24 protein-coding genes and 1 other annotated feature are annotated in these 26,540 nt (G+C 59.1%); of the genes, 10 read left to right on the top strand and 14 right to left on the bottom strand.

Annotated elements, in window-relative coordinates; all coding sequences use genetic code 11:
- Positions 1 to 48 precede the first annotated feature (48 nt).
- From ACJ8QI_RS03945 to ACJ8QI_RS03955, 3 genes are read left to right on the top strand one after another with little or no spacing between them, the layout of a single operon-like run.
- Complete coding sequence (locus tag ACJ8QI_RS03945) at positions 49 to 882, top strand: ABC transporter permease (RefSeq protein ID WP_060440337.1); 834 nt, start codon at positions 49 to 51, stop codon at positions 880 to 882.
- Positions 872 to 2,197, top strand: coding sequence for an ABC transporter ATP-binding protein (locus ACJ8QI_RS03950; protein WP_033637760.1), 1,326 nt, complete (start codon positions 872 to 874; stop codon positions 2,195 to 2,197). The genes ACJ8QI_RS03945 and ACJ8QI_RS03950 overlap by 11 nt, the downstream gene beginning before the upstream one ends.
- On the top strand, positions 2,197 to 5,781 hold the full coding sequence (locus ACJ8QI_RS03955) for a GT99 family glycosyltransferase N-terminal domain-containing protein (protein ID WP_442532099.1): 3,585 nt from the start codon (positions 2,197 to 2,199) through the stop codon (positions 5,779 to 5,781). Before ACJ8QI_RS03950 ends, ACJ8QI_RS03955 begins: the two co-directional genes overlap by 1 nt.
- A gap of 100 nt (positions 5,782 to 5,881) precedes the next feature.
- Here ACJ8QI_RS03955 and ACJ8QI_RS03960 read toward each other — a convergent pair whose 3' ends face one another.
- The gene (locus tag ACJ8QI_RS03960) at positions 5,882 to 6,922 is read right to left on the bottom strand and encodes an acyltransferase family protein (RefSeq protein WP_102984974.1); all 1,041 of its coding nucleotides are present in this window, start codon (positions 6,920 to 6,922) and stop codon (positions 5,882 to 5,884) included.
- A 261-nt stretch (positions 6,923 to 7,183) separates the two neighbouring features.
- Between ACJ8QI_RS03960 and gndA the strand changes: the two genes are divergently transcribed.
- On the top strand, positions 7,184 to 8,590 hold the full coding sequence (gndA, locus tag ACJ8QI_RS03965; protein WP_060440334.1) for an NADP-dependent phosphogluconate dehydrogenase: 1,407 nt from the start codon (positions 7,184 to 7,186) through the stop codon (positions 8,588 to 8,590).
- 74 nt (positions 8,591 to 8,664) lie between these two features.
- Here gndA and hisIE read toward each other — a convergent pair whose 3' ends face one another.
- From hisIE to hisL, 9 genes are all read right to left on the bottom strand, one after another.
- Complete coding sequence (gene hisIE / locus ACJ8QI_RS03970) at positions 8,665 to 9,285, bottom strand: bifunctional phosphoribosyl-AMP cyclohydrolase/phosphoribosyl-ATP diphosphatase HisIE (RefSeq protein WP_060440333.1); 621 nt, start codon at positions 9,283 to 9,285, stop codon at positions 8,665 to 8,667.
- Positions 9,279 to 10,055 (bottom strand): imidazole glycerol phosphate synthase subunit HisF, encoded by a 777-nt coding sequence (gene hisF, locus ACJ8QI_RS03975; RefSeq protein WP_041034248.1) that lies wholly within the window; start codon positions 10,053 to 10,055, stop codon positions 9,279 to 9,281. The genes hisIE and hisF overlap by 7 nt, the downstream gene beginning before the upstream one ends.
- On the bottom strand, positions 10,037 to 10,774 hold the full coding sequence (hisA, locus tag ACJ8QI_RS03980; protein ID WP_336843004.1) for a 1-(5-phosphoribosyl)-5-[(5-phosphoribosylamino)methylideneamino]imidazole-4-carboxamide isomerase: 738 nt from the start codon (positions 10,772 to 10,774) through the stop codon (positions 10,037 to 10,039). Before hisA ends, hisF begins: the two co-directional genes overlap by 19 nt.
- A 5-nt stretch (positions 10,775 to 10,779) precedes the next feature.
- Positions 10,780 to 11,370, bottom strand: a complete 591-nt coding sequence (hisH, locus tag ACJ8QI_RS03985; RefSeq protein ID WP_004938803.1) for an imidazole glycerol phosphate synthase subunit HisH — start codon at positions 11,368 to 11,370, stop codon at positions 10,780 to 10,782.
- On the bottom strand, positions 11,370 to 12,437 hold the full coding sequence (hisB, locus tag ACJ8QI_RS03990) for a bifunctional histidinol-phosphatase/imidazoleglycerol-phosphate dehydratase HisB (protein WP_084826525.1): 1,068 nt from the start codon (positions 12,435 to 12,437) through the stop codon (positions 11,370 to 11,372). The genes hisH and hisB overlap by 1 nt, the downstream gene beginning before the upstream one ends.
- Positions 12,434 to 13,522: a histidinol-phosphate transaminase gene (gene hisC / locus ACJ8QI_RS03995; protein WP_442532100.1), complete on the bottom strand. Its 1,089-nt coding sequence runs from the start codon at positions 13,520 to 13,522 to the stop codon at positions 12,434 to 12,436. The genes hisB and hisC overlap by 4 nt, the downstream gene beginning before the upstream one ends.
- Positions 13,519 to 14,826, bottom strand: coding sequence for a histidinol dehydrogenase (hisD, locus tag ACJ8QI_RS04000; protein WP_442532101.1), 1,308 nt, complete (start codon positions 14,824 to 14,826; stop codon positions 13,519 to 13,521). Before hisD ends, hisC begins: the two co-directional genes overlap by 4 nt.
- Positions 14,827 to 14,830: 4 nt before the next feature.
- Complete coding sequence (hisG, locus tag ACJ8QI_RS04005; protein WP_049202244.1) at positions 14,831 to 15,730, bottom strand: ATP phosphoribosyltransferase; 900 nt, start codon at positions 15,728 to 15,730, stop codon at positions 14,831 to 14,833.
- Positions 15,731 to 15,801: 71 nt separating this feature from the next.
- Positions 15,802 to 15,928 (bottom strand) — a sequence feature (His leader region).
- Positions 15,904 to 15,951, bottom strand: coding sequence for a his operon leader peptide (gene hisL, locus ACJ8QI_RS04010; RefSeq protein WP_100396937.1), 48 nt, complete (start codon positions 15,949 to 15,951; stop codon positions 15,904 to 15,906). (Overlaps the previous feature by 25 nt.)
- A gap of 229 nt (positions 15,952 to 16,180) precedes the next feature.
- On the opposite strand from hisL, the gene ACJ8QI_RS04015 reads away from it, so the two are divergent.
- Complete coding sequence (locus tag ACJ8QI_RS04015; RefSeq protein WP_015377257.1) at positions 16,181 to 17,005, top strand: SDR family oxidoreductase; 825 nt, start codon at positions 16,181 to 16,183, stop codon at positions 17,003 to 17,005.
- 15 nt (positions 17,006 to 17,020) lie between these two features.
- On the opposite strand, the gene ACJ8QI_RS04020 is transcribed toward ACJ8QI_RS04015, so the two are convergent.
- Positions 17,021 to 17,905: a LysR family transcriptional regulator gene (locus ACJ8QI_RS04020; protein ID WP_084826523.1), complete on the bottom strand. Its 885-nt coding sequence runs from the start codon at positions 17,903 to 17,905 to the stop codon at positions 17,021 to 17,023.
- A 137-nt stretch (positions 17,906 to 18,042) separates the two neighbouring features.
- Here ACJ8QI_RS04020 and ACJ8QI_RS04025 point away from each other — a divergent pair, with 137 nt between their 5' ends.
- Entirely contained in the window at positions 18,043 to 19,233 is a 1,191-nt protein-coding gene (locus ACJ8QI_RS04025; protein ID WP_442532102.1) for an MFS transporter, read from the top strand.
- Here the strand turns inward: ACJ8QI_RS04025 and ACJ8QI_RS04030 are convergent.
- Complete coding sequence (locus tag ACJ8QI_RS04030) at positions 19,224 to 20,129, bottom strand: LysR family transcriptional regulator (RefSeq protein WP_060421547.1); 906 nt, start codon at positions 20,127 to 20,129, stop codon at positions 19,224 to 19,226. The genes ACJ8QI_RS04025 and ACJ8QI_RS04030 overlap by 10 nt on opposite strands.
- A 248-nt stretch (positions 20,130 to 20,377) precedes the next feature.
- Here ACJ8QI_RS04030 and speB point away from each other — a divergent pair, with 248 nt between their 5' ends.
- From speB to ACJ8QI_RS04050, 4 genes are all read left to right on the top strand, one after another.
- On the top strand, positions 20,378 to 21,310 hold the full coding sequence (gene speB, locus ACJ8QI_RS04035) for an agmatinase (protein ID WP_033637774.1): 933 nt from the start codon (positions 20,378 to 20,380) through the stop codon (positions 21,308 to 21,310).
- A gap of 77 nt (positions 21,311 to 21,387) precedes the next feature.
- Positions 21,388 to 22,773 (top strand): sodium:solute symporter, encoded by a 1,386-nt coding sequence (locus ACJ8QI_RS04040; RefSeq protein WP_442532103.1) that lies wholly within the window; start codon positions 21,388 to 21,390, stop codon positions 22,771 to 22,773.
- 31 nt (positions 22,774 to 22,804) lie between these two features.
- Positions 22,805 to 24,232: a purine-cytosine permease family protein gene (locus ACJ8QI_RS04045; protein WP_442532104.1), complete on the top strand. Its 1,428-nt coding sequence runs from the start codon at positions 22,805 to 22,807 to the stop codon at positions 24,230 to 24,232.
- On the top strand, positions 24,229 to 25,041 hold the full coding sequence (locus ACJ8QI_RS04050; protein WP_442532105.1) for a nitrilase-related carbon-nitrogen hydrolase: 813 nt from the start codon (positions 24,229 to 24,231) through the stop codon (positions 25,039 to 25,041). The genes ACJ8QI_RS04045 and ACJ8QI_RS04050 overlap by 4 nt, the downstream gene beginning before the upstream one ends.
- Before the next feature lie 63 nt (positions 25,042 to 25,104).
- On the opposite strand, the gene ACJ8QI_RS04055 is transcribed toward ACJ8QI_RS04050, so the two are convergent.
- Together ACJ8QI_RS04055 and ACJ8QI_RS04060 are read right to left on the bottom strand one after the other, a co-directional pair.
- Positions 25,105 to 26,088: a magnesium and cobalt transport protein CorA gene (locus ACJ8QI_RS04055; protein ID WP_055312326.1), complete on the bottom strand. Its 984-nt coding sequence runs from the start codon at positions 26,086 to 26,088 to the stop codon at positions 25,105 to 25,107.
- Between the two features lie 11 nt (positions 26,089 to 26,099).
- Entirely contained in the window at positions 26,100 to 26,519 is a 420-nt protein-coding gene (locus ACJ8QI_RS04060; RefSeq protein WP_041034264.1) for a GNAT family N-acetyltransferase, read from the bottom strand.
- Positions 26,520 to 26,540 lie beyond the last annotated feature (21 nt).

The following is a 26,540-nucleotide window of genomic DNA, read 5'->3' on the forward strand; positions in this document are numbered from 1 at the left end:
GTTTATGGCGGTGACGCATGCTGCCGTGATCACACCGGGGGTAGGGGAATGAGCAATCCGCATAAAAATCAACCGATATCGCCACTCTCCTTGGTGCGTAACATATGGGGTTACAAGCAGCTGATTCTGCAGATGACCAAACGCGAAGTGATTGGTCGTTACAAAGGTTCCGCGATGGGACTGGCCTGGTCCTTTTTAAACCCTTTGTTTATGCTCGTTGTCTATACTTTTGTCTTTTCAGTCGTTTTTAAAGCTCGCTGGTCCGTCGGCGGAGACGAAAGCCGCACTCAGTTTGCCGTGATCCTCTTTGTTGGCATGATTGTGCATGGCTTTTTTGCTGAAGTGGTGAACCGTGCGCCGCAGATCATTTTGGGGAATACCAACTATGTGAAGAAAGTGGTGTTTCCTTTAGAAACCCTGCCGGTGATCAGCTTATGCGCAGCGCTGTTTCACACCGTGATCAGCCTGCTGGTTTTGCTTTGCGCCTTTTTCCTGTTCAACGGCTATTTGCACTGGACGCTGGTGTTTGTGCCGTTGGTTTTCTTGCCGCTGGTCATTTTTTGCCTTGGTTTGGGATGGATCCTGGCTTCGCTTGGGGTATTTATCCGTGATGTCGGCCAGACTACGGTAATCATTACCACTGTAATGATGTTTTTATCCCCGGTCTTCTTCCCAATCACTGCGCTGCCTGAGAAGTATCGGATCTGGATTATGCTCAATCCTCTAACATTTATTATCGAACAAGCGCGTAATATTTTGATCTGGGGTCAGATGCCTAACTGGAGCGGGCTGGCGGTCTATACGTTAGCCGCGATGTTAGTGGCTTGGCTGGGTTATGCTTTCTTCCAGAAAACCAGAAAGGGGTTTGCAGATGTCCTCTAACGATGTTGCGATTCAGGTTAGCAATTTAAGCAAGTGCTACCAAATCTACTCTCGTCCGCGCGACCGTCTGAAGCAGTTCTTTGCCCCTAAACTGCAGCGCGTGGCGAGGAAAGAAAGCCGTACGTATTTCCGTGAGTTTTGGGCCCTCAGGGATGTGTCCTTCACGATAAACCGCGGGGAGACCGTCGGCATTATCGGCAGAAATGGGGCGGGTAAGTCCACGCTGCTTCAGATGATTTGCGGTACGCTGACACCGACGACAGGTGACATCAGCGTCAATGGCCGAATCGCCGCCTTGCTGGAGCTGGGCGCGGGGTTTAATCCTGAATTTACTGGCCGAGATAACGTCTACCTTAACGGCAGCGTACTGGGGTTAAGCAAGGCTGAGATCGATCGCAAGTTTCAAAGTATTCTCGATTTCGCAGATATTGGCGCGTTTATCGACCAGCCGGTAAAGACCTATTCCAGCGGGATGTATGTGCGCCTGGCTTTTGCGGTGCAAGCCTGTATTGATCCCGAGATTTTAATCGTCGATGAAGCGTTGGCGGTAGGGGATATCGGATTCCAGTATAAATGCTTTAAAAGGATGGAAGCGCTGAAGAAGCAGGGGACAACCATCATTATGGTGACCCATTCAACCGGCAGCATTCTGGAATACGCCGACCGCTGTCTGGTCATGAGCGACGGCCAACTGATCGGTGATACGACGGATGTGCTGGCTGCGGTATTAGCCTATGAAAAGGGGATGCTGCTTTCTGAAAAGAAACAGGAACCGGTGGTATCTTCTTCCGTCGATTCTTCCGCCAGGTACGGGATTGAGGAGCTCCGAGCCCTGCAACAGGCGTCGATCAATGCGGAAGTGGATGAGAAACGTTTTGGTAGTGCGCGGGCGATTATCGAGTCGTTCTCTGTCATCAAAAGTGATGGCACCCCCCTGGCTGACAAGCCTTTAGTCAAATCGGGTGAAGAGCTGTACTTTAACTTTACCCTGGCGGCCTCAGAGACGATCAGCGACGTTGTTTTGGGTATCTCGATTTCTCGCGCTCAGGGGGGCGATATTTGGGGGGATAACAACATCGGCGCCGGGCACCCTCTAACGCTGCAACCGGGTTTGCAAACGTTGAAATACAAAGTCAAGTTGCCGATTAACGCCGGCGATTATCTGATCCACTGCGGTCTGGCGTGCTTTAATAATGGCGAGCGAGAAGAGCTCGATCAGCGCAGGCCTATTGGAAAAATTAAGTACTGGTCCTCGCGAGAGCTCGGTGGCGTGATCCATGCTCCAATCCAAATCGTTGCCGATGGAGTGTCATAATGATCAGTGTTTTCTTACCGGCGTACCCCTTTAGAGGCGTTAAAGCACCCTATTTGTGGTTTTTCTATCGCGTCCTGAGCTCGATGAAAGAGCCCGTTTATTTCATGATGGGCAACGATTACCAGTCTTCTCTTGAGCAATGGGAAAGTGAGAAGCGTTGGGAGCTTGAGGAGGATTCGCAAAAGCGTCTGGGCTTCCAATTGCCTGACCTGAACCTGCTGGGTGATAGACATAAAGTCAGTGTGATTGATGAGTCTTTTTTCAGTCACTACATGGCAAAATGTTTTAACAACCCCGATGCGCTCTTTAAGAAGTTCATCACTGAAGTGATTCCTGAGCTTGAGGCGGCTCTGTTTGCTGCGCTAAGCCAGGAAAACCACATCGAGTGCGTATTGACATGGTGTAATTGCCCTTCCTTAAATGCGGCAGCGAAAAGAAGAAATATTAAAGTTGTTAACCTTGAGTTGGGGCCATTGCGTTCGCCGGAGTATTTGTCGACCGCTTATTTTGACTTTAGCGGGGTAAACGGTAATACGGAGGCGGAAAGACGCTACTTGAGTAGCGATTACCGTTTCAATATGAACGCTCAAGTGGAGCAACTCCGCGAGTTCTTTGCCGGCCCGGCTCCGGTGATGCCAAACGCGCCTCAAGATGGTGAAGACCGAGCGGAAGACAAGTTTGATGTCGGTATTGCGCTGCAGGTTGAAAATGATTCCAATATCATCGCGTTCAGCAACTCTTTCAATAACCAGTCGTTGTTGGACTATGCCGAGTTCACTTTCCCTGGAAAGCGGCTGGTTCGCAGCCATCCAGGCAGTCGCTTCACCTTGCAGGCAGGGCACGATGTCATCGACCATTCGGCAAACAGTATCGGCTTTATCCATCGTTGCAAACATATTCTGACGATTAACTCAAGTGTGGGTCTGGAGGCGATGTTATTGGACGTCCCCGTGACTGTGCTGGGTGACTGTTCATACGCGTTCTGTAATGTCGCCAATCAGACAGAGAGGGTAAAGCGTCTTGCCTTCTACTTGTTCTCCTATTTGGTGCCTTTTGAGTTATTGTTTGATATCAACTATATTCGTTTCCGGCTTTCCTCTCCGGATGAAGCGGAAATAATAACGAAACACGTCAATTATTATATTACCCGTGGTGATGGCATGCGTGATGCGGAAATGGAAAAAAAGGCCTCTTCCATTATCGAAGATGGAAGTGTTGAAAGGACTGTTTGTACCTTAATGAATACAATTGAAGATTTGAACTCGGCATTGGCAGCCAAACAGGCTGAGATTGGCGCTCTGGAAGAAAAAGTCGGCGCGTTGGAGGCGACGGTCAGTGAGCAATCTGAAGAGATCATCGTCGACGTCGTGGTCCCGGTCTACGGTGGATTGGAAGAGACTCAGGAATGCATTGAGTCCGCTCTGGCGACTTTGCCGCACTGGGCCCAGCTGGTGGTTATCAACGATGCTTCCCCGGAGCCTGAGCTGACTCAGTGGCTACGGGAGCGGGCTGAAACGGCGCGTTTTAAACTGCTTGAAAACGAACAAAACCTGGGTTTTGTAGCAACGGTGAACCGCGGCATGAAGCTCAATCCAAAGCGGGATGTCTTGTTGCTCAATAGCGATGTTGAGGTCGCTAATGATTGGCTGGAGCGTATTCGCGAAGCGGCTTATTCACGTAGCCGAGTCGGCAGCATTACACCATTCTCAAACAATGCGACCATTTGCAGCTTCCCTAATTTCTGTGAAGACAATGAACTCTTTATGGGAATGAACGTACAGCAGCTGGACGATCAGTTCTCGACTTACGGCAGAGAAAACAACCTGGTGGAAGTGCCGACCGGTGTCGGTTTCTGCATGTATATCCGTCGGGATTGTTTGAATGAAGTGGGGTATTTCGACGTCGAAACCTTTGGCCGCGGTTATGGCGAGGAAAACGACTGGTGCCAGCGTGCGGCAAAAGCCGGATGGCCTAACTTCCATCAGCTCAACGTCTTTGTCTACCACAAAGGCGGCGTGAGCTTCGCTGGCGAACAGAACCCGCGCAAAACGCGAGCGCTGGAGCTGTTGAACGAACTCCATCCTAACTACACAAAAGATGTGATGGATTTCATTGCGCACGATCCGGCCAAAAAAGCGCGCCAACAGATGCTGCTGCGCATCTTGGCCAAGAAAGACGTCAGCAAAGTCTTGCTGGTCTCTCATAAGATGGGTGGGGGCGTTACCCAACATTTGCATGAGTTGGTCAAGTTTTATAAAGATAAGGCGCATTTCCTGCTGTTAACACCGGAAGAGGAAGGGCGCAGCGTTGCGTTGTCGTTAAATACGAACGAGGCAGTGTACCGCGAGAAGTTCATTATTGATGTCGCTCATGGTTATGACACGCTGGTCAACCTGCTGCGCTTTATTGGCGTTGGGCACATTCATTTCCATCATATGATCGGCGTTGCCGATAAAATTGGCGAGCTGAAAAATAGCTTGTCATGCACCTATGACATTACGATTCACGATTACTATTTCGTGAACGCGAATCCGACGTTGACCGATAAAAACGGCATCTTTGCCGGTGATGTTATCGCTATCCGCGATAAACTTTGCAGTGAACACTATCCGATTCCGGGTGGGATGTCGGCAGAACAATGGCGCGCTAAACTGCTGCCGTGGATCGAAAACGCCGAGCGGGTTATTTTCCCTTCTGCCGATACGCAAGTCCGTTTTATGCGCGATTTTCCGAGTTGCGCACAAAAGAGTGTCATTGCCTGGCACCCGGATTACGAAGTTGCCGCTCCTTATCCTGAAGTCAAGTCCACCTATCAGGTGGGGCAGAAGCTGAAGGTGCTTGTGTTGGGTGCGATCAGCCGTGAAAAAGGCGCATTGATGCTGGATGAGGTCGCCAATGACTTGAAACACGAAGATATCGAGTTTCATCTGTTAGGCTACGCTTTTCGCCCCCTGTGCGATGCCGTCAAAGGTCATGGCGCCTATTCAAGCCGCGACCTGCAGCAGAAACTGGATGAGATCAAGCCGGACGTCATTTGGTACCCGGCTCAATGGCCTGAAACTTATAGCTATACGCTCAGCATCGCGCTCGAATACGGTATCCCCGTTGTTGTTCCGAACATTGGCGCTTTCGGCGAGCGTGTTGTCGGCCGTCGTGATAGCCGGGTGATAGCATGGGATACTTCCGCCAAGAAGATGTGCGAGCTCTGGCGTTCTCTGCGTACCGATCCGCAAGCTTTCTTTGCAGCTGCTAATGTGCCGGCAGTGCTGGATCTTTCTCAGGCAGAACGCGTAGGGGACTTCTATCGGGACGGTTATTTGCAGGCTGATTGGCTGCGGGAAAGCGAGTTGGGGCGTATCGATTATAAAGCGCTGCTGGCATCGGTTTACGCCTCTGCTTATGTAGAAGTTGTTGCCGTAACGCCAGCCGCACCGCAAGGCCGTAAGGAGAAATTACTGGCCATTCTGTGGCGGTTAAGCAAGCATCCGGCGTTGGCCTGGGGCGTAAAATTAGTGCCTTACCGTTTGCAGCGTTATGTGAAGCGAATTCTGTCGCGCAGAGCGATCCATGAGATCATCGGCTAACGAAGCAGAGAGTGAGTTTCTTGCATTAAAAAACCGGCGCTATAGCGCCGGTTTTTTTATAGTAAAGAGAACGAGGGACTTTTCAACGGCGCTATTGGCACTACTTGATGGCCAGTTCATCCGTATTAATAGCTGATGTGGCCGACGGTATCGCTTTCTTGCGCAGGAAGCGTCTTTCCACGAGATGCCAGGATAAAGCGCCGAGGAACAGGGTCATTAAAGCGCTGAACAACATACTGCTGTAAAAACCTAACGATGTATGGTTTATCACGATTTGCTGCACTGGGAACGCATAAATATATACGCCATAAGAGTAATCAAATCGGCCATAGATAAGTTTGTCCGTCAGCGAGACGCCAATGATAATGACCAATGTTGGGATAATGAGGTAGCCTAAAACTCGCAATTCATAACTCCCTTTCAGTACATAAAGTAAAACAATGCCTGAAATGAAGAGGAATTTCTTGGCGTTTCTATTATTCCAACTGCTTTCTGTCAATGCCATTAATGCACCGCAGAAGAAGGCGACGGCTCGTGGCGTAAACAGTTGCAGCGAAATTGAATAAAAGCCAAGTGTCGTTGGATTTGACAGGAAATAAATAGTGAGTGCCACCATGGAGAGCAGGACGACGAGTATTGGCTTGATATTTTTTGCGAAGCAAAAAGCGACGGCAAGAATGAGATAACAAGCGAACTCTAATGGCAGTGTCCAGAGGCTGCCATTTATCGCGTTAGGATAAATATAATGCTGCGCCATAGTGATGGGGTCAGCCCCGCGCAAGGCGACCAGGTTAATCGCAGCAATCAACGATCTTTTGGTGAAGACACTTTCAGGTTGTAACGCGAAGCCCACGGCGACGTATAAAACGAGGCTGCATACGACAAGCGCCGGGAATATTCGCTTTATTCTCTTTTCCATAAACGAGACAAAGCTCCCGCTTCTCATCCCTGACTGAGCGATCAGATACCCGGAAACACCAAAGAATATAACAACGGCCAATCCGCCAAAGCTTTCAAAGCCCAGAAAAGATGGCTCGGCTTTGCCACTCAAAGCAAAATGATGCGAATAAAGGACAAGGAATGCTGCAAAAATACGAATAACATCAAAACAGTTTTTTTGATGAGAAGAGAGAGGCTTCATTTTCTTTTTTTACACAAAAAATGGGTTGCTGGATTTTAGTTCATCTCACTTCAAGTTTAAAGTTTTTCCCCTCATTGACTTCCCTTTTTGTCAATGTATGTAACAAAATGTGAGTTTGCTTGCTATGAATTTGTGCTGTGATGTGACCTATCGCACCAATCACTACCCACCCGGCTCAATCCTGAGTTAACATGTGTGCCACATCACAAAACCTGCTGGCCGACGTTGCCGGCAGGGTCATCCTCAGACAGGAGTTCCTAAATGTCCAAGCAACAAATCGGCGTTGTCGGCATGGCGGTAATGGGCCGCAACCTCGCGCTGAACATCGAGAGCCGTGGTTACACCGTTTCCATTTTCAACCGTTCTGGCGACAAAACTGACGAAGTGATCGCTGAGAACCCGGGCAAAAACCTGGCGCCGTATTACACCGTTGAAGAGTTTGTTGAATCGCTGGAAAAACCGCGCCGCATCCTGCTGATGGTGAAAGCGGGCGAAGCGACGGATAAAACCATTGCCTCGCTGACTCCGCACCTGGACAAGGGCGATATCCTGATCGACGGCGGCAACACCTACTATCAGGACACCATCCGTCGTAACCGCGAACTGTCCGACCAGGGCTTCAACTTCATCGGCACCGGCGTTTCCGGCGGTGAAGAGGGCGCGCTGAAAGGGCCTTCCATCATGCCTGGCGGCCAGAAAGAAGCTTACGAGCTGGTGGCGCCAATCCTGAAGAAAATCGCTGCGGTTGCGGAAGGCGAGCCTTGCGTGACCTACATCGGCGCAGACGGTGCAGGCCATTATGTGAAAATGGTGCACAACGGTATCGAATACGGCGACATGCAGCTGATTGCCGAAGCCTATTCTCTGCTGAAGCAGGCGCTGAACCTGAGCAACGAGCAGCTGGCCGAAACCTTCGCCGAGTGGAACAAGGGCGAGCTGAACAGCTACCTGATCGACATCACCAAAGACATCTTCACCAAGAAAGACGAAGAGGGTAAATACCTGGTCGATGTGATCCTGGACGAAGCCGCCAATAAAGGCACCGGCAAGTGGACCAGCCAGAGCTCGCTGGATCTGGGCGAACCGCTGTCTCTGATCACCGAATCGGTGTTCGCACGCTACCTGTCCTCGCTGAAAGATCAGCGCGTTGCTGCCTCTAAAGTGCTGACCGGCCCGAAAGTGGCGCCGTTCACCGGCGACAAAGCCGAATTCATCGAGAAAGTGCGTCGCGCGCTGTATCTGGGCAAGATCGTGTCCTACGCGCAGGGCTTCTCTCAGCTGAAAGCCGCGTCTAAAGAAAACAACTGGGATCTGCACTACGGCGAAATCGCCAAGATCTTCCGCGCCGGCTGCATCATCCGCGCCCAGTTCCTGCAGAAGATCACCGACGCGTATGCGGCGGACGCCGATATCGCCAACCTGTTGCTGGCGCCATACTTCAAGCAAATCGCCGACGAATACCAGCAGGCGCTGCGTGACGTGGTGGCTTATGCCGTGCAGAACGGTATCCCTACGCCAACCTTCTCCGCCGCGATCGCCTACTACGACAGCTACCGTTCCGCGGTGCTGCCGGCGAACCTGATCCAGGCGCAGCGCGACTACTTCGGCGCGCACACCTACAAACGCATCGACAAGGAAGGCGTGTTCCATACCGAATGGATGGAATAAGCCCGCTCGTTGAGCGATAAAAAAAGCCGCCGAGGTTAACGCCCGGCGGCTTTTTTATTGCGTGTAATTTAACGTCACGCTTTTTTCTGATGCCGCTCGCGCAGCCGGCCGATCACCGCGCTCAGATCCAGATCCTGGTCCTGCAGCAGCACCAGCAGGTGATAGATCAGGTCCGAAGCTTCGTTGGTCAGCTCTTCGCGATCGTTGACCGTGGCGGCCAGCGCGGTTTCCACGCCTTCCTCCCCGACTTTCTGCGCGATGCGCTTGGTGCCGCTGGCATACAGGCTGGCGGTGTACGAGCTGTCCGGGCTGGCGTGCTTGCGCTCCGCCAACAGCTGCTCCAACTGATAGAGGAACGTCCAGTCGCTGGCGGCCGGGTGGAAGCAGCTGCTGTTGCCGAGGTGGCAGGTCGGGCCGATCGGGTTGGCCAATACCAGCAGCGTGTCGTTATCGCAGTCCGGCGTAATGCTGACCACCTTGAGGAAATGGCCGGAGCTTTCACCTTTGGTCCACAGACGCTGCTTGGTGCGTGAGAAGAAGGTGACGTTACCGCTCTGCTCGGTGGTCGCCAGCGCTTCCTGCGTCATGTAACCCAGCATCAGCACTTCGCCGGAAACGGCGTGCTGCACGATGGCCGGCATCAGACCGTCGGTTTTTTCCCAGTCCAGCTGGTTTCTCTGTTGTTCTGTCAGCACACGCGAATCTCCACGCCTTGTTCAACCAGGAACCTTTTCAGTTCGCCGATATTGATGATTTGTTTGTGGAACACCGACGCCGCCAGCGCGCCGTCGACGTCCGCATCGCGGAACGCTTCCAGGAAGTGCTCCATGGTGCCCGCGCCGCCGGAGGCGATCAGCGGCACCTTGCAGGCCTCGCGCACCAGGCGCAGCTGCTGCAGATCGTAACCGTTGCGCACGCCGTCCTGGTTCATCATGTTCAGCACGATCTCACCGGCGCCGCGGCGCTGCACTTCCTGTACCCAGTCGAGGGTTTCCCACTGGGTGATGCGGGTGCGGCTCTCATCGCCGGTATATTGGTTGACGTGATACTTGCCGGTTTCACTGTCGAACCAGGTGTCGATGCCTACCACGATGCACTGTACGCCGAAGCGTTCCGCCAGGCGGCTAATCAGCTCAGGATCGGCCAGCGCCGGCGAGTTGATTGAAATTTTGTCGGCGCCGAAAGACAGGATCTGGCTGGCGTCCTCGGCGCTTTTAATGCCGCCGGCGACGCAGAACGGAATATCAATCACCTCTGCCACGCGCGATACCCAGCTTTTGTCCACCACCCGGCCGTCGCTCGAGGCAGTGATATCGTAAAACACCAGCTCGTCCGCACCTTCTTGTGCATAGCGCTGCGCCAGCGGCACGATGTCGCCGATGATCTCGTGGTTGCGGAACTGCACGCCTTTCACCACTTGCCCGTCTTTAACATCCAGGCACGGGATTATCCGTTTTGCCAGCATGCGATCGCCTCCTCAACGCTAAATTTACCTTCCAGCAGGGCGCGCCCCACGATCACGCCGGCAACGCCGCTGCCGCGCAGCTGGGCGATGTCGTCCAGATTGCCGATGCCGCCCGAGGCCTGGAAGGCCACCTGTGGATAACGGCGGCCGATCTCCCGATACAGCGCCACGTTGGACCCGGCCAGCGTACCGTCGCGCGAAATGTCGGTGCACAGCACGTGCTTGAGCCCGTAGGGCAGGAACTGCTCCACCACCTGTTCCAGCGTGGCGTCGGAATCCTCCTGCCAGCCGCTTATAGCCACGCGTTTCACGCCCTGCGCATCGATGCGCACGTCCAGCGCCAGCACCAGCGCGTCGGCGCCGTAGCGCTCGAACCAGCCCTGCACCAACTGCGGCTGTTTCACCGCGGTGGAGCCGATCACCACGCGCGTGGCGCCGGCCTCCAGCAGGGCGCTGACGTCCTGCTCATTGCGGATGCCGCCGCCGACCTGCACCGGTACGTCAACCCCCGCCAACAGCTTGCGCAGCAGCGGGATCTGGCGCGCCGCCGGATCCTTGGCGCCGGTCAAATCGACCAGGTGCAGCACCTGGGCGCCCTGTTGTTGATAGTCCTGCAGGCGCAGCAGCGGATCGTTGCCGTAGTCGCGCTGTTGGCCGTAATCGCCCTGATGCAAACGCACCACGTTGCCGTCGATCAAATCCAAAGCCGGAATAATCATGCTGCCTACATCTCCAGAAAGTTTTTCAACAGTTGCGCGCCGGCCGCTCCAGATCGTTCTGGATGAAACTGCACGCCGAAGAAGTTGTCTTTTTGCACGGCGGCGGTGAAGGGCTCGCCGTAGTTCGCCTGGGCGATGGTGCTGGGGCATATCGGCATCGCATAGCTGTGAACGAAATAGAAGTAGGCGCCGTCATCGATGCCGCGGAACAGATGGTGGCCCGCCTGCGCGGACACCTGGTTCCAGCCCATGTGCGGCAGCGGCAGGCCGAAGTCGGTCATCTGCTTGACCGGCGTATCGATGAGGCCGAGCGTGGTCACGCCGCCGTTCTCTTCGCTGCTGGCCGCCAGCAGCTGCATGCCGAGGCAGATGCCCAGCACCGGCTGCGTGCAGGCCCTGATCAGTTCGATCAGATCGCGCTCGCGCAGTTGATCCATCGCCGCCTGTGCGGTGCCGACGCCCGGCAGGAACAGCTTGTCGGCGCGCAGCACGATCTCCGGATCGCGGCTCACCTCCGGCTGATAGCCCAGGCGCCGCACCGCGTAGGTGACGGAGGCCAGGTTGGCGCAGCCGGTATCCAAAATCACCACGTTCATCACAGCACTCCTTTCGAGCTCGGCAGGGTATTGCCCTCGACGCGGATCGCCTGGCGCAGCGTGCGGCCAAACACTTTGAACAGGCTCTCGACCCGGTGGTGGTCGTTTTTGCCCTTGGTCTTCAGGTGCAGCGTGCAGCCCATGGTGTAAGAGAGCGAACGGAAGAAGTGCTCGACCATTTCGGTGCTGAGATCGCCGACGCGCTGATAGTTGAACTCGGCCTTGTACTCCAGGTGCGGGCGGCCGGAGATATCCAGCGCGCAGCGCGCCAGGCATTCGTCCATCGGCAACACGAAGCCGAAGCGGGCGATGCCGCGCTTGTCGCCGAGCGCCTTGTTCAGCGCTTCACCCAGCGCCAGGCCGGTGTCTTCCACCGTGTGGTGATCGTCGATATACAGATCGCCTTTGACGTCGATCTCCATGCGGAAGCCGCCGTGGGTGGCGATCTGATCCAGCATGTGATCGAAGAAGCCGACGCCGGTTTTGATCTTGCTGCCGCCTTCGCGATCCAGCCAGACGTTGACGTCGATCTGCGTCTCTTTGGTCACGCGATTAACCCGCGCATGGCGATCGCGCAGCGTCAGCTGGCGCACGATCTCTTTCCAGCCCAGCACGCCGCGCTGGTAGCGCAGCCCCTGGATGCCCATGTTTTCCGCCAGCTGCACGTCGGTCGGTCGATCGCCGATCACGTAGCTGTGGGCGGCATTCAGCACGCCGGGTTCGAGGTAACCCTTCACCAGCGCGGTTTTCGGCTTGCGGCAGTCGCAGTTGTCCGCCGGCAGGTGCGGGCAGATCAGCACATCGGAGAACTGAATGCCCTGCGAGCTGAGGATCTGCATCATCAGGTTGTGCGGCGGGTCGAAGGTTTCCTGCGGGAAACTGGCGGTGCCGAGCCCATCCTGATTGGTGATCATCACCAGCTGATACCCCGCCTGTTGCAGCGCCAGCAGGGAAGGGATCACGTCCGGCTCGAGCGCCAGCTTGTCCAGGCGGTCAACCTGGAAATCTTCCGGTGGCTCGGCGATCAGCGTGCCGTCACGATCGATAAAGAGGATTTTTTGGCTCACATTGGCTCCTGGCGAGTCTGGTTGGCACCGGGCTGGGCGGACAAGGCGTCCACCACGCGTTGACATTCGTCGCGGGTGCCTATGGTGATGCGCAGGCAGCCGGACAACCCGGGCTGTTTGTTTTGGTCTCGTAAGATAATGCCCTGATCCCACAAGCTTTTAAACACATTACTTGAGGCGGTGAAGCGGGCCAGCAGGTAATTGCTGTCGCTGGCGAAAACCTGCTCGACGCAGGCGCATTTTTCCAACTGTTGCTGCAGCCAGCTGCGGGTGGCGGCAATGTCGGTGACGCGCTGGCGCATGGTGCGGATACCTTCTTCGCTCAGCGCCTGCGCGGCGATATCCGCCACCGGCGTCGAAAGCGGGTAAGGCGCGATCACTTTCAGCAGCAGGGCGATCAGATCTTCGTTCGCGAGCGTAAAGCCGCAGCGCAGGCCGGCCAGCGCAAAGGCCTTCGACAGCGTGCGCAGGATAGCCAGGTGCGGATAGTCGCTCAGCCACCCGGCCACCGAGGCCTGCGGGCAAAACTCGATATAGGCTTCGTCCACCGCGACGATCGCCTTGCCTTTGGCCAGCTCCAGCAGGTTGCGCAGAGAGTCCGGATCGATCAGGTTGCCGGTCGGGTTGTTCGGGCTGCAGACGTAGATCAGCTTCACGTTGTCCATGCTGTCTGCGATGGCCGGCAGATCCAGCTGCCAGTCTTCTTTGGCGGCTACGGTGCGGCGCTCCACGCCGAAGGTTTCGGCGCTGACGGCGTACATGCCGTAGGTCGGCGGGCAGAACAAGATGGCGTCTTTACCCGGCTCGCAGAAGGCGCGGATCAGCAGCTCGATGCCTTCATCGGCGCCGCGGCTGACCAGCACCTGCTCTTTCTTCACCCCGGCGTAGGCGGCGTAGCGTTCGATCACCAACGCCGGCTGGCACTCCGGATAGCGGTTGAAGGTTTGCGCGGTCAGCTGGAACTCGGGCGCGATCGGGTATTCGTTGGCATTGAGCCACACGTCGCCCTTACCGCCGAGGCGACGCGCCGATTGATAAGGGGTCAGCTCGCGAACGTTGGCGCGTGCCAGTTTTTCGATGCTCATGCTTGCTCCTTCAGGGCGGCGACGCGCAGGGTCACGGCGTTCTTGTGGGCGATCAGCTGCTCGGCGGCAGCCAGCGTCTCGATGGTGGCGGCCAGGTTGCTGAAGCCCTGCGGCGTCAGCTCCTGCACCGTCATGCGTTTTTGAAAATCGGCCAGCCCCAGGCTGGAGCAGGTGGCGGTGTAGCCGTAGGTCGGCAGCACGTGGTTGGTACCGGAGGCGTAATCGCCGGCGGACTCCGGCGACCAGTCGCCGAGGAACACCGAGCCGGCGCTGGTGATGCCGTCTACCAGCTCGCGCGCATTGCGGGTCTGAATGATCAGGTGCTCCGGGCCGTAGCGGTTGCTGATGGCCACGCACTCAGGCAGATCGCGCGCTACGATCAGGCGGCTGCTCGCCAGCGCCTGGCGGGCGGTCTCGGCGCGCGGCAGCTCGGCCAGCTGGCTTTCCACCGCTTCGGCCACTGCCTGCGCCATTGCCGCGTCCGGCGTCAGCAGAATCACCTGCGAATCCGGGCCGTGTTCGGCCTGCGACAGCAGATCGGAAGCGACGAACGCCGGGGTGGCGCCGGCGTCGGCGATCACCAGCACCTCCGAAGGCCCGGCCGGCATGTCGATGGCCGCGCCGTCGAGACGCTGGCTGACCTGTCGCTTGGCTTCGGTCACGAAGGCGTTGCCCGGCCCGAAGATTTTCGCCACGCGCGGCACGCTTTCGGTGCCGAACGCCAGGGCGGCGATCGCCTGCGCGCCCCCGACCTGAAACACTTCCTGCACGCCGCACAGCTGCGCCGCATACAGGATCTCATCGGCGATCGGCGGCGGCGAGCACAGCACCACCCGGCGGCAACCGGCGATGCGCGCCGGCGTCGCCAGCATCAGCACGGTGGAGAACAGCGGCGCCGATCCACCGGGAATATACAGGCCCACTGAGCCGATTGGGCGGGTCACCTGCTGGCAGCGCACGCCCGGCTGCGTTTCGACGTCCACCGGCGGCAGTCGCTGCGCGTTGTGGAAGGTGTCCACGTTGGCGACGGCCACCGCCATCGCCTGTTTGATGTCATCGCCCAGTCGGGCGCAGGCGGCGGCGATCTGCTCGGCGCTGACGCGCAGCGCGGCGACGTCCGCCTTGTCGAAACGGGCGCTGTAGTCGCGCAGCGCCCGATCGCCGTTGGCCTTCACGTTGTCGAGGATCTCGCTCACCGTGCGGGTGATGCTATCGGAAGCGGCGATTGCCGGGCGCATCAGCAGCTCGGCCTGGCGTTCGGCGCTGCACGTTGCCCAATCGATCGGCGTGTTGAAGGTCGACATGGCGTTACTCCATCATCTTTTCAATCGGCAGCACCAGAATCGAGCTGGCGCCGAGCGCTTTCAGTTTTTCCATGGTTTCCCAGAACAGGGTTTCGCTGCTCACCATGTGCATCGCCACGCGGTTCTGCGCGCCGGCCAGCGGCAGAATGGTCGGGCGCTCGGCGCCCGGCAGCAGCGCGACGATCTCGTCCAGCTTCTCGCTCGGCGCGTGCAGCATGATGTATTTGGATTCGCGCGCCTGGATCACGCCCTGAATGCGGGTCATCAGGCGGTCGATCAGCTGCTGCTTGGCTTCCGGCATTTCGCCGTCGCGCTGAATCAGGCAGGCCTTGGAGCGGTAGATCACTTCCACTTCGCGCAGGCCGTTGGCCTCCAGCGTGGCGCCGGTAGAGACCAGATCGCAGATGGCGTCGGCCAGGCCGGCACGCGGCGCCACTTCCACCGAGCCGTTCAGCAGGCAAGATTTAAAGCGCACGCCCTGCTTGTCGAGGTATTGCTTCAGCAGGTGCGGGTAAGAGGTGGCGATGCGGGCGTCCTGCAGGTTTTGCGGGCCGGTATATTCGGCGTCGAGCGGGGTGGCCAGCGACAGGCGGCAGCCGCCGAAATCGAGGCGGCGCAGGGTGAAGTAGCGCGGGTCTTCGCCCTGAGCGCGGCGGCTGAGCAGCTCTTCTTCCAGCACGTTTTCGCCGATGATGCCCAGATCGACCACGCCGTCCATCACCAGGCCCGGAATGTCGTCGTCGCGCACGCGCAGGATATCGATCGGCATGTTTTCCGCGAAGGCGATCAGGCGCTGTTGCTGCAGGTTGATCTTGATGCCGCAGCGCGCCAGCAGCTCCTGGGATTCATCGCTCAGGCGGCCCGACTTCTGCATTGCGATCCGTAAACGTGTCTTGTCCAGCATGGTAACCTCTGTTTAATCTGTAATTTTATGAATTTATTGTAAAAACTATTCTTTTCTGTCTGTCCGGAGCCAAAAAAAAACCCTCGGAAGAAATCTTCCGAGGGCTCTCTCTTGCGTTCTGCGCGCCACTGGAAGATTAACAAACCGTCTTCCAGCACTCATCGCCTGAAAGACTAGTCAGGGTGATGGTGATGATGGTGGTTGAACTGAACGCGTGTCATGGTGTTTTTCTCTAATCAAAAGCCGGTAAAAACCGTATGCCAATTAAGCTAAACTATCCGCTGTCCACCGCGCAACCCTTTTTTAACGTCATAAATTTAATTTATTGAAACAGGTTAGGTTATTAGCCACAGACGGCTTTACCTAACCTTAAGCCGGGCAGATTGTATCGCCGTGCGCAGTGGCGTAGCCTTAGGGGTAGGGCGCTGCGATCTTCAGGAGAGGAAGAGGATGAAAAAGGTAGCCATTATTGGTTTGGGTTGGCTGGGCATGCCGTTGGCGCTGTCGCTGATGGGGCGCGGGTATGATGTGGTCGGCAGCAAAACCACGCCGGACGGCGTCGAGGCCGCGCGCATGAGCGGCATCGAATGCTATCAACTGGAGCTGACGCCGGAGCTGGTGTGCGATCCGGACGATCTGGAATCGCTGCTGCGTGTGGATGCGCTGGTGGTGACGCTGCCCGCTCGCCGCACCGTCGAAGGCAGCGAGAACTATTTCAATGCGGTGCGCATGCTGGTGGACAGCGCGATGGCCTTCGGCGTGCCGCGGGTGATCTTTACCAGTTCCACCTCGGTGTACGGCGAAACCGCCGGCACGCTGCGCGAAGAGTCGCCGCTGCGGCCGGTCTCGCCGTCGGGCCGGGTGCTGGCCGAGCTGGAGCGCTGGCTGCATGAATTGCCGAACACCTCGGTGGACATTCTGCGGCTGGCGGGGCTGGTGGGCGCCGATCGTCACCCCGGTCGCTTCCTGGCGGGCAAGCTCGATGTGAAGGGCGGTTCGCAGGGGGTGAATCTGGTGCACCAGGACGACGTCATCGCCGCCATCCAGCTGTTGCTGAAGCTGCCGAAGGGCGGTCACGTGTACAACCTGTGCGCGCCGCGTCATCCGGCCAAACGCGAATTTTATCCGGCGCTGGCCGAGCAGCTGCACCTGGAGCCGCCGCAGTTCGCCGACGAAGCGGAGCAGGATGAGCGGCTGGTGGACGGCAACCGTATCTGCAACGAGCTGGGGTTTGAGTACCAGTATCCCGATCCGGCGCGCATGCCGGTCAGTTAAGGCAGCATACGTCGTTTAAAGCGGGAAAAGGTGGCTCGTCACAAAGTCGACGAACAGCCTGATTTTGACTGACAGGTGGCGGCCCGACGGCCAGAGGACATGAAAAACCATGTTCTCGCGGTCGTATTCATCCAGAACCGTCACCAGGCTGCCCTGTTCCAGCTGTCTGCGCACGGCGATCTCCGGCAAATAAGCGATGCCGAGCCCTTGCTCCGCGAAGCACACCTGCGGATCGAGGGTATTTGTCACCATGCTGGCCGGCCGTTCGGGGATCATCTCCGTCTTGTCCCCCAGCGGCCAGACATCCAGTTTGCCGGTGCTGGGAAAGCGATAATGCAAACGGGCATGGCTTGTCAGATCCTCGGGCTTGCTCGGCATACCCGCTTGGCTGAAATAGCTTGGCGCGCCAACGAAAACCTTGCGGCAGGTCCCCAACCGACGGGCAACCAGCCGTGAATCGCTCGGGGTGCCGCTGCGGATAACGGCATCGAAACCTTCCTCAATCACGTCAACCAGCCGATCCGAATAATCAATATCCAGCTCGATCTCAGGATAGCGGCGCTTGAAGTCCCCCAGTTTTGGCATGAAAAGCGTGCCCAGCGACGGGAGACTGATGCGCAGCTTACCCTGGGGCGTTCCTCGCGTTTGCAACAGTTCGGCTTCCGCGTCTTTCACCTCGCTCAAAATGCGTCGGCACCTTTCCAGGAACAAGGCGCCTTCCGGCGTCAGGTTGACCGTGCGGGTGGAGCGGTGAAACAACCGCACGCTGAGCCGTTCCTCCAGCCGGGCGATGGTTTTGCTGACCGCCGACGCGGAGATCCCCAGCTGTTGCCCGGCCGCCGTGAAGCTGCGGCTTTCACTGACCCGCACGAAAACGTCGAGAGAACCCAAGCTTTCCATAGGCTTCCATTCTATTGATGACCTTTATGTCATGAGTGTTGTTCACTTTAGCCTGTTTTTCTTTTATCGGCGAGTGGGCAGCATGATGCAAACGTCATCCGCAATGGGCGGAAACATCTTTGAATGGGGAGTGATTGATGAATCAAACGACGATATCTGCGCCTGCCGCGAGCAGCGAGCGGTTGCCTCTGGGGGGCCTGCTGGCGTTGGCGATGGCCGCTTTCATCACGCTGCTGACCGAGATCATGCCGGCGGGCGTGCTTTCTTCGATCGCGGGCGATTTGAGCGTGTCTGAAAGCCTGGCGGGGCAATTCATCACCGCCTATGCGGTGGGGGCGTTGGTCGCCGCCATTCCGCTCACCGCATTGACGCAGGGCATGCGGCGCCGCCCCTTGCTCTTGAGCGCGATCGGCGGCTTTGCCATCGTCAACCTCGTCACGGCGCTGTCGCATGATTACCACGTCTCATTGGCGACGCGTTTCTTCGCCGGCGTTTTCGGCGGCATCGTTTGGTCCTTGCTGGCCGGTTACGCCGTGCGCATGTCACCGGCCCATCTTGGCGGCCGCGCTATTGCGATCTCCGGCGCCGGCGCCACCCTGGCGCTGGTGCTCGGCGTACCGCTCGGCACGTTGCTTGGCCGAGCCATCGGCTGGCAGGGCGCCTTTGGCCTGATGACGTTGATGGCGCTGATGCTTGTGGTGTGGATCATCGCCATCGTGCCGGATTTCCCCGGCCAGGCTAAGGCGCATCGCCCGTCTCTGAGCGGCGTATTCTTGCAATGCGGGATCCGCGCCGTGCTGTTCGTGGTGTTCACCTTCATCGTTGCCCACAACATTCTGTATATCTACCTGGAGCCTTTCCTCAAGCCGTCGGGGTTATCCGAGCGGGTCGATATCGTGCTGTTTATCTTCGGGCTGGGCGCGATTGCCGGATTGGGCGTCGCCGGGATGCTGGTCGATCGACGAGTCCAATCTCTTACGGTGATGAGCATCGTCATCTTTGCCCTCGCCGCCGTGCTGCTGGCCAGTGGCGGAAGGATTGCGCCGATGGTGTATCTCGCGGTCGCATTGTGGGGCGTGGCTTTCGGCGGTTTCGCCACCCTCACGCAGACGGCATTGTCACGCCTTTCCGGCCGCGCGGCCGATATGGCGCAGTCCATGTATACGACGGGCTGGAATACCGCCGTGGCCGCCGGTGGCGCGATCGGCGGCATGCTGCTCGACAAGGGCGGAGCGGCCTCTTTTGCCTGGGCCATTATCGGGCTCCTCATCCTGTCTTTAACCGGCACGCTGTTTGCCATGAATCGGGCGCTGGCCTCTCAGCGATGAGGCGATTGGCGTGCGGCGCGCGCCAAATCCTCCAGCAGCGCGTTCAACGCCTCGTCGGGCTGGACAGGGCGGCTGACCAGGCTGAGCGTGGCGCGGTAAGAGAGCGCCGCGCCGCCCAGCTGCCGCAGCAGCCCCTGTTCCACCCAGCGCGCCGCGTAGTGGGTGGGCAGGTAGCCGAGACAGGAACCGCTCAGCACCAGATGGGCGACGCTTTCCATATGGTGGGCCACCGCAGCCAGGTGAGGCGGCGCGATCGGGCACAGCTGCTGCGCCAGCAGGTAGCCGCGCTTGACCCAACGCGCGTTTTCAATCTGCTCGCGCTCCGGTTCTTCCACCGCGAACAGCGGGTGATCCGCGCTGCAGTAGATCGCCTGCGTCTCCTCCAGCCATGACTGATAACGCAACGCCTCCAACTGTTGGCCGAAGTAGCCGATGCCCAGATCGAGCTGCCGGTGCAGCAGCCCCTGCTCAATCTCGTTCGGTGAACAGATGCGGCACTGCAATTGCACGTCCTGATGTCGGCGCTGGAAGTGTTTGATGGCCTGGCTGAACGGGTTGCCCGGCAGCGAAACCAGATTATCCACCAGACCGATCTGCAGATCGCCGGTCAGCAGGCCGTTCAGCGACTGGCTGACCCGGGTGAAGTCGCGGGCGGCGTTGAACAGCGAACGGCAGGCGATCAGCATGCGTTCGCCCTTGGGCGTCAGCCGGAAGCCTGAGCGGCCGCGTTGGCACAGGCGAAAACCCAGCCGGGTTTCCAGCGAGGCCAGGTGGGTGCTGATGGTGGATTGGTTCATCAGCAGCGTTTCCTGCGCGGCGCTGACGCCCTGGGCTTCTGCCACCGCGACGAACACCCGCAGCAGTTTCAGATCGATATCGCTTAGGTTGGTGAGCATTCCCCCTCCGCAGAACGTCGGCCGGTTAACCCATTTTTAACATCGAAAAAATAGGGGCGGCGCTGAAGATATGGCCTTCCTTATGGCATGAAGTGGAAATAAAAATCAATACTTCAATAAGTTAGTTGCATCGCGTTTTTCGATGTTTACATGCAAAAGCGGGAATGGTAGCCGGGGTGGCCAACGGGGTAGTCTGCGAATGTTGCTCAAATGTTTCAATTCATCGCAGATCAAGACAAGGAAACGCCATGCTGAACCAACCCCAAAGCGGTAACGACATGCCGCGCTTTGCCGGTATTCCCACCATGATGCGCCTGCCCGCGGCCGACCAGGCGCACGGTCTGGATGCCGCCTTTGTCGGCATTCCGCTGGATATCGGCACCTCCAACCGCAGCGGCACCCGCTATGGCCCGCGCCAGATCCGCCAGGAGTCGGTGATGATCCGCCCTTACAACATGGGCACCGGCTCCGCCCCGTTCGAACGTCTGCAGGTGGCCGATCTGGGGGATGTCGCCATCAACCCTTACAGCCTGGCGGACAGCGTGCAGCGCATCGAGGCGGCTTACCACGAGATCCTGGCGCACGGCTGCATGCCGTTGACGCTCGGCGGCGACCACACGCTGACGCTGCCGGTGCTGCGCGCCGTCGCCCGTCGGCATGGCCCGGTCGGGCTGATCCACGTCGATGCGCATTCCGACACCAACGAGGAGATGTTCGGCGAACAGCTGGCGCACGGCACCACCTTCCGCCGCGCGTTCGAGGAGGGGCTGCTGGCGCCGGAAAAGGTGGTGCAGATTGGCCTGCGCGGCAGCGGCTATGCGGCGGACGACTTCGACTGGTCACGGCGCCAGGGCTTCCGCGTGGTGCCGGCCGAGGCCTGCTGGCACCGGTCGCTGACGCCGCTGATGGCGGAGATCCGTGAACAGATGGGCGATGCGCCGGTTTACCTCAGCTTCGATATCGACGGACTGGATCCGGCCTTCGCACCGGGCACCGGCACGCCGGAAGTCGGCGGGCTGTCGGTCTGGCAGGGGCTGGAGATCGTGCGCGGCTGCCACGGGCTGAACCTGGTGGGCGGCGACGTGGTGGAGGTGTCGCCACCTTACGATCGCTCCGGCAACACGGCGCTGCTGGCCGCCAACCTGCTGTTTGAAATGTTGTGCGTGCTGCCGGCCCGCTGAGGCCGGTGCGCTGACCCTACCGGCGGAGCGGTTGCGTCGGGGCCCCTGATAACAATAACAACGGAGTGGAGGTACCCATGAATCTCGATCTGCTGGTCGTGGTGTTTTACTTTCTGGTGATAGGCGCGGTGGGGTGGATGGGCATTCGCCGCGCCAATTCCAAAGAGGCGTATCTGGTCGCCGGGCGCAATCTGGGGCCGGGGCTGTATTTGGGCACGCTGTCGGCGGTGGTGCTCGGCGGCGCGTCGACCATCGGCAGCGTCAAACTCGGCTACACCTACGGCATCTCCGGCGTCTGGCTGTGCGGTGCGCTCGGGCTGGGCATCGTGGTGCTGAGCCTGGTGCTGGCCAAGCCGCTGCTCAAGTTGAAGCTGTATACCGTCAGCCAGGTGCTGTCGCGACGCTATCACCCGGCGGCGCGGGTCACCAGCGGCGCGATCATGCTGGCGTATGACCTGATGGTGGCGGTGACCTCGATCATCGCCATCGGCAGCGTGATGCAGGTGATGTTCGGCCTGTCGTTTAGCGCGTCTATCCTGCTCGGCGGCGGGCTGGTGGTGCTGTATTCGACGCTGGGGGGCATGTGGTCGCTGACGCTGACCGACATCATTCAGTTCATCATCATGACCGTCGGCATGATGCTGGTGCTGATGCCGATGAGCATCGTCAAGGCCGGCGGCTGGGAAGCCTTCACCAGCCTGCTGCCCGCCGGTTACTATCAACTGTCGTCGATCGGGGTGGACACCATTCTGGTGTTCTTCCTGATCTACTTCTTCGGCATTCTGATCGGCCAGGACATTTGGCAGCGGGTGTTTACCGCCCGCAGCGCCAACGTGGCGCGCTTCGCCGGGCTGGGGGCGGGCGTCTATTGCGTGCTGTACGGCGTGACCGGCGCGCTGATCGGCATGGCCGGCAAGATCGTACTGCCGTCGCTCAGCAACACCGACGGCGCCTTTGCCGCCATCGCGCAGGCGGTGTTGCCGGTCGGTGTCAGCGGGCTGGTGGCCGCCGCGGCGTTGGCAGCGCTGATGTCCACCGCCAGCGCCTGCCTGCTGGCCTCTTCCACCATCGCGCTGGAGGACGTATTGCCGGCCATCCGGCGCAAACCTTCCGGCGGGTTGGCCGCCGGGCGCTTCACCACGCTTCTCATGGGCGTGGTCATGCTGGGGCTGGCGTTTGTGGTACGCGACGTGCTGGCGGCGCTGACGCTGGCTTACAACCTGTTGGTGGGCGGCATGCTGATCCCGCTGGTGGGGGCGATCTTCTGGCCGCGCGCCACCAGCGCCGGTGCCATTGCCAGCATGCTGACCGGCAGCCTGTGCGTGGTGGGGCTGATGGCCTGGCACGGCATCGACGCCAACAGCCCAATCTACGGCGGCCTGCTGGGCGGCGGCATCGCCTTCGTGTTGGGCAGCCTGTTGAGCCGCCCGGCAGCGCAGCTGCAGCCGCAAACCGAGCGTTGAGACGAGGCTAATGATCGCGACGAGGTGGAACATGAACAATCGCAATGTGGCGTCACGCCCAAAAATTGAAGTGCGCTCGATAGATTATGTGCCCCGTCACGAGCGGCATGGCAAGGTTTGGCATCAGGCGCCGTTTTGGTTCACCGGTAATTTCGTTTTGACGACGATGGTGGTCGGTTTCACCGGCCCGGCGCTGGGGCTGGGTGCGCTTTATTCGATGCTGGCCATTGCCGCCGGCGTAGGGTTCGGCACGTTCTTCATGGCGTGCCATGCCAACCAAGGGCCGCGCATGGGGCTGCCGCAGATGATCCAGTCGCGGGCCCAATTTGGCCTGCGTGGGGCCATCGTGCCCTTCGCCGCCGTGGTGTTTGTTTACATCGGCTTCAATGTGTTCAACGTTATTCTCGCGACCGATGCGATCAACACGGTGCTGCCGGGCCACCGTCTGCCCTGGTATGCGTTGCTGATCGCGGTGGCCGTGCTGTTGGCGATCGTCGGCCACGATATGCTGCATGCGGTGCAGCGCTGGCTGACCTATGTGATGATGGCGGTGTTCGGCGTGCTGACGATCGGCGCCGCGTTGTCGCTGCGGATGGATGCCGCCGTCGGCGCCGGGCATTTCTCGTGGGCGGCCTTTTTGATTCAGCTGTCGGCCGCCGCCGGCTACCAGATCAGCTACGCGGTGTACGTTTCCGACTATTCGCGCTATCTGCCGCAGGAAACGCCGTCTGCCAAGGTGATCTTTTGGACTTATCTGGGGGCGGCCGGATCGGCGCTTTGGCTGATGTCGCTGGGCGCATTTCTGGCTTCAGCCATACCGGCCCCCGATGCGATCGGCAGCGTACAGGCGGTGGGTAATGCCGTTTACCTGGGGTTTGGCACGCTGGCCGTGCTGATCGCCGTGCCCTCGCTGGTCGGCATCATGGCGGTCAACTGTTATGGCGCGATGCTGACCAGCCTCAGCGCGATTGACGCGTTCCGTAAAGTGACGCCGACGTTGAGGTTACGCATGATCGGCATTGGCGTCGTCGCCCTGACGGTGTTTGCGGTTGCGTTGGCTATCCCGGCAAGCTATCTCGCCAGCTTCAACACCTTCGTGCTGCTGATGCTGTATTTCCTGGTGCCCTGGACGGCGGTGAATCTGATGGACTTTTACGTGGTGCGCGGCGGGCATTACGCGATCGGTGAAATCTTCAACCCGGCGGGGATCTACGGCCGCTGGGGGCGCCCTGGCCTGACGGCCTACGCGATCGGCCTGCTGGCGATGGTGCCGTTCATGACGTTGGGCTTTTACACCGGCCCCTTTGCTGTTTTACTGGGCGGTGCGGATATCGCTTTTCTGGTCGGCCTGCTGGTGGCCGGGAGCGTTTATGTCGTGATGTGCCGGAAGCTCGATCTTGAAGCCGAACGGCGGGTGGCGTTGTGCTGCGAGGGTTTATTGGAAGGAGAACGGGAGTGAAGGAAAAAATCAGCGTCGCATGCTGCCAGTTAGCGTTGCGGGTCGGGGAAGCGGAACACAATCGGGCGCTGTCCGCCCAAGCGATCCGCCGGGCGGCGCAGTGCGGCGCCAACGTCATCGTGCTGCCGGAGCTGGTGAACAGCGGCTACGTGCTGCGCGATAAGGCGGAGGCGCGCGCGTTGGCCGAGGCCGAAGACGGGCCGAGCCTCAGCCTGTGGGGAGCCCTGGCGCGCGAGTTGGATGTGGCGATCGTCGTCGGTTTTTGCGAGCGCCTGCCCGATGGCGAGGTGGCCAACAGCGCGGCATTGATCGATGTGCAGGGGGTGAGGGCGATTTATCGCAAAGCGCACCTGTGGCATGAAGAGAGCACCATTTTTACCGCCGGCGATCGGCCGCCGCCGGTCGTCGAGACCCGCTTCGGCCGCTTGGCGGTGATGATCTGTTACGATCTCGAATTCCCAGAGTGGGTGCGGCTGCCGGCGCTGGCCGGCGCTCAGCTGCTGTGCGCGCCGGTCAACTGGCCGCTGGCGCCGCGCCCGCAGGGTGAACGGCCGGCGGAGATGGTGAAGGCGCAGGCCAACGCCGCCGTCAATCGGCTGTTCATCGCGGTGTGCGATCGCTGCGAAACGGAGCGCGGCGTTGCGTGGATCGGCGGCTCGGTGATCGTCGACGCCGACGGTTACCCGTTGACGCAGAGCCTGGCGGGCGAAGGCATGGTGCTGGCATCGATGGATATCGGCACGGCCGATGACAAGCGCATCGGCCGCCACAATCACGTGCATCGCGATCGGCGGCCGACGCTGTACTGAAGCGGCGGGGCGGGCTGCCCCGCAGAGGGTTTTTGCCGGCGGCAACAGCCGCCGTTTTGGCGCTTACAGCCAGCCCGATTTCTTCAGCTTCTGATACAGGAAAATGCAGCCGACGGCGGTCACCCCCAGCGTGGCGTGGTAGGCCCACGGGAACTTCAGCTCCGGCATGTCGGCGAAGTTCATGCCGTACAGGCTGAAGACCACCGTCGGAATGGCCAAAATCGCGCCCCAGCCCGCCAGCCGTTTCACCACTTCGTTCTGCTTGACCGTCACCAGCGCCAGGTTGACGTGCATGGCGTTGGTCAGCATTTCACGCATGTCGTCGATATTGCTGACCACCTGATGCGCGTGATCCTGCACGTCGCGCACGTAGGCGCGCAGCTCTTTCGGGATCACCTCTTCGTGCAGGCGGATCAGCTGGTTGCAGATTTCATCCATCGGCAGCGCGGCGTTGCGCAGCGCTAGCAGATGGCGGCGCAGGGTATAGACGTTCTCGATCGCCGCCTGATCGAATTCCGACTGGAACATGTTGGCTTCGATGTTCTCGATGGTGCTCTCGAAGCGCGCCACCACGCTGCGGTAGTTGTCCACCACGAAGTCCAGCACCGAATAGAGGGCGAAGCCTGGCCCGCGGCACATCTGCTTGCGGTTCTCTTCCGCCTTGGCGCGGATCGGCGCGTAGCTGGGCGAGGCGCCGTGGCGCACCGTCACCAGAAAGTTTTTGCCGACGAAGAAGTGGGTTTCACCGTATTCGATTTCGTCGTGCTCGCCCCACTGCGCGGTTTTAACCACGATGAACAGCGAATCGCCGTAGGTCTCCAGCTTCGGCCGCTGGTGCGCGCACAGCGCGTCTTCGATCGCCAGATCGTGCAGGCCGAACTCCTCCTGCACCTTGCGCATAAACGCCGGTTCCGGCTGCCGGAGCCCCAGCCAGACGAAGGTGTCCGGCTGTTTGACCACCTCGCTGATATCGTCGATGGTCACTTCGCCCAGCCGTTGGCCGGCTTTGTACGCCACACAGTTCACCACCATGCTTTTGCTGTCCATCCGTCCATCCATTAATCAGTCAGGGTTTTGGTGAGAAAATAACACTCATGTTCCACCGGATACTCTTTCAGCGTCATTTGCAGCTGATAGCCGAGTTTTTCGTAGAACGGCCGCGCCTGGAAGCTGAAGGTATCCAGGCGAGCGTAGCGGCAGCCACGTGCCTGCGCCTCGCGTTCGGCGGCGCGCATCAACCGGCCGCCGAGGCCGCTGCCGCGTTGGGAGTCCGCCACCCACAGCCACTCGACGCTCAGCCAGTTGCCCCAGGTTTCGGCGGTCAGCCCGCCTATCACCGTGCCGGCCTCGTCGCGCGCATAGACGCTGAGCGGCTTGCGGTGACGGGCGTCGATATGCGGCAGGTTGTAAGCGCGCAGGCCTTGCCTGATCGCATCGAGGGTGTGTTCGTCAATCGCGTCGGTAACGGTAATGTCCATGATTCCTCCTGGGTGATGCGT

Origin of the sequence: Serratia sp. CY84636, assembly GCF_052166245.1 — a bacterium.
Taxonomy (GTDB): Bacteria; Pseudomonadota; Gammaproteobacteria; order Enterobacterales; family Enterobacteriaceae; genus Serratia; species Serratia nevei.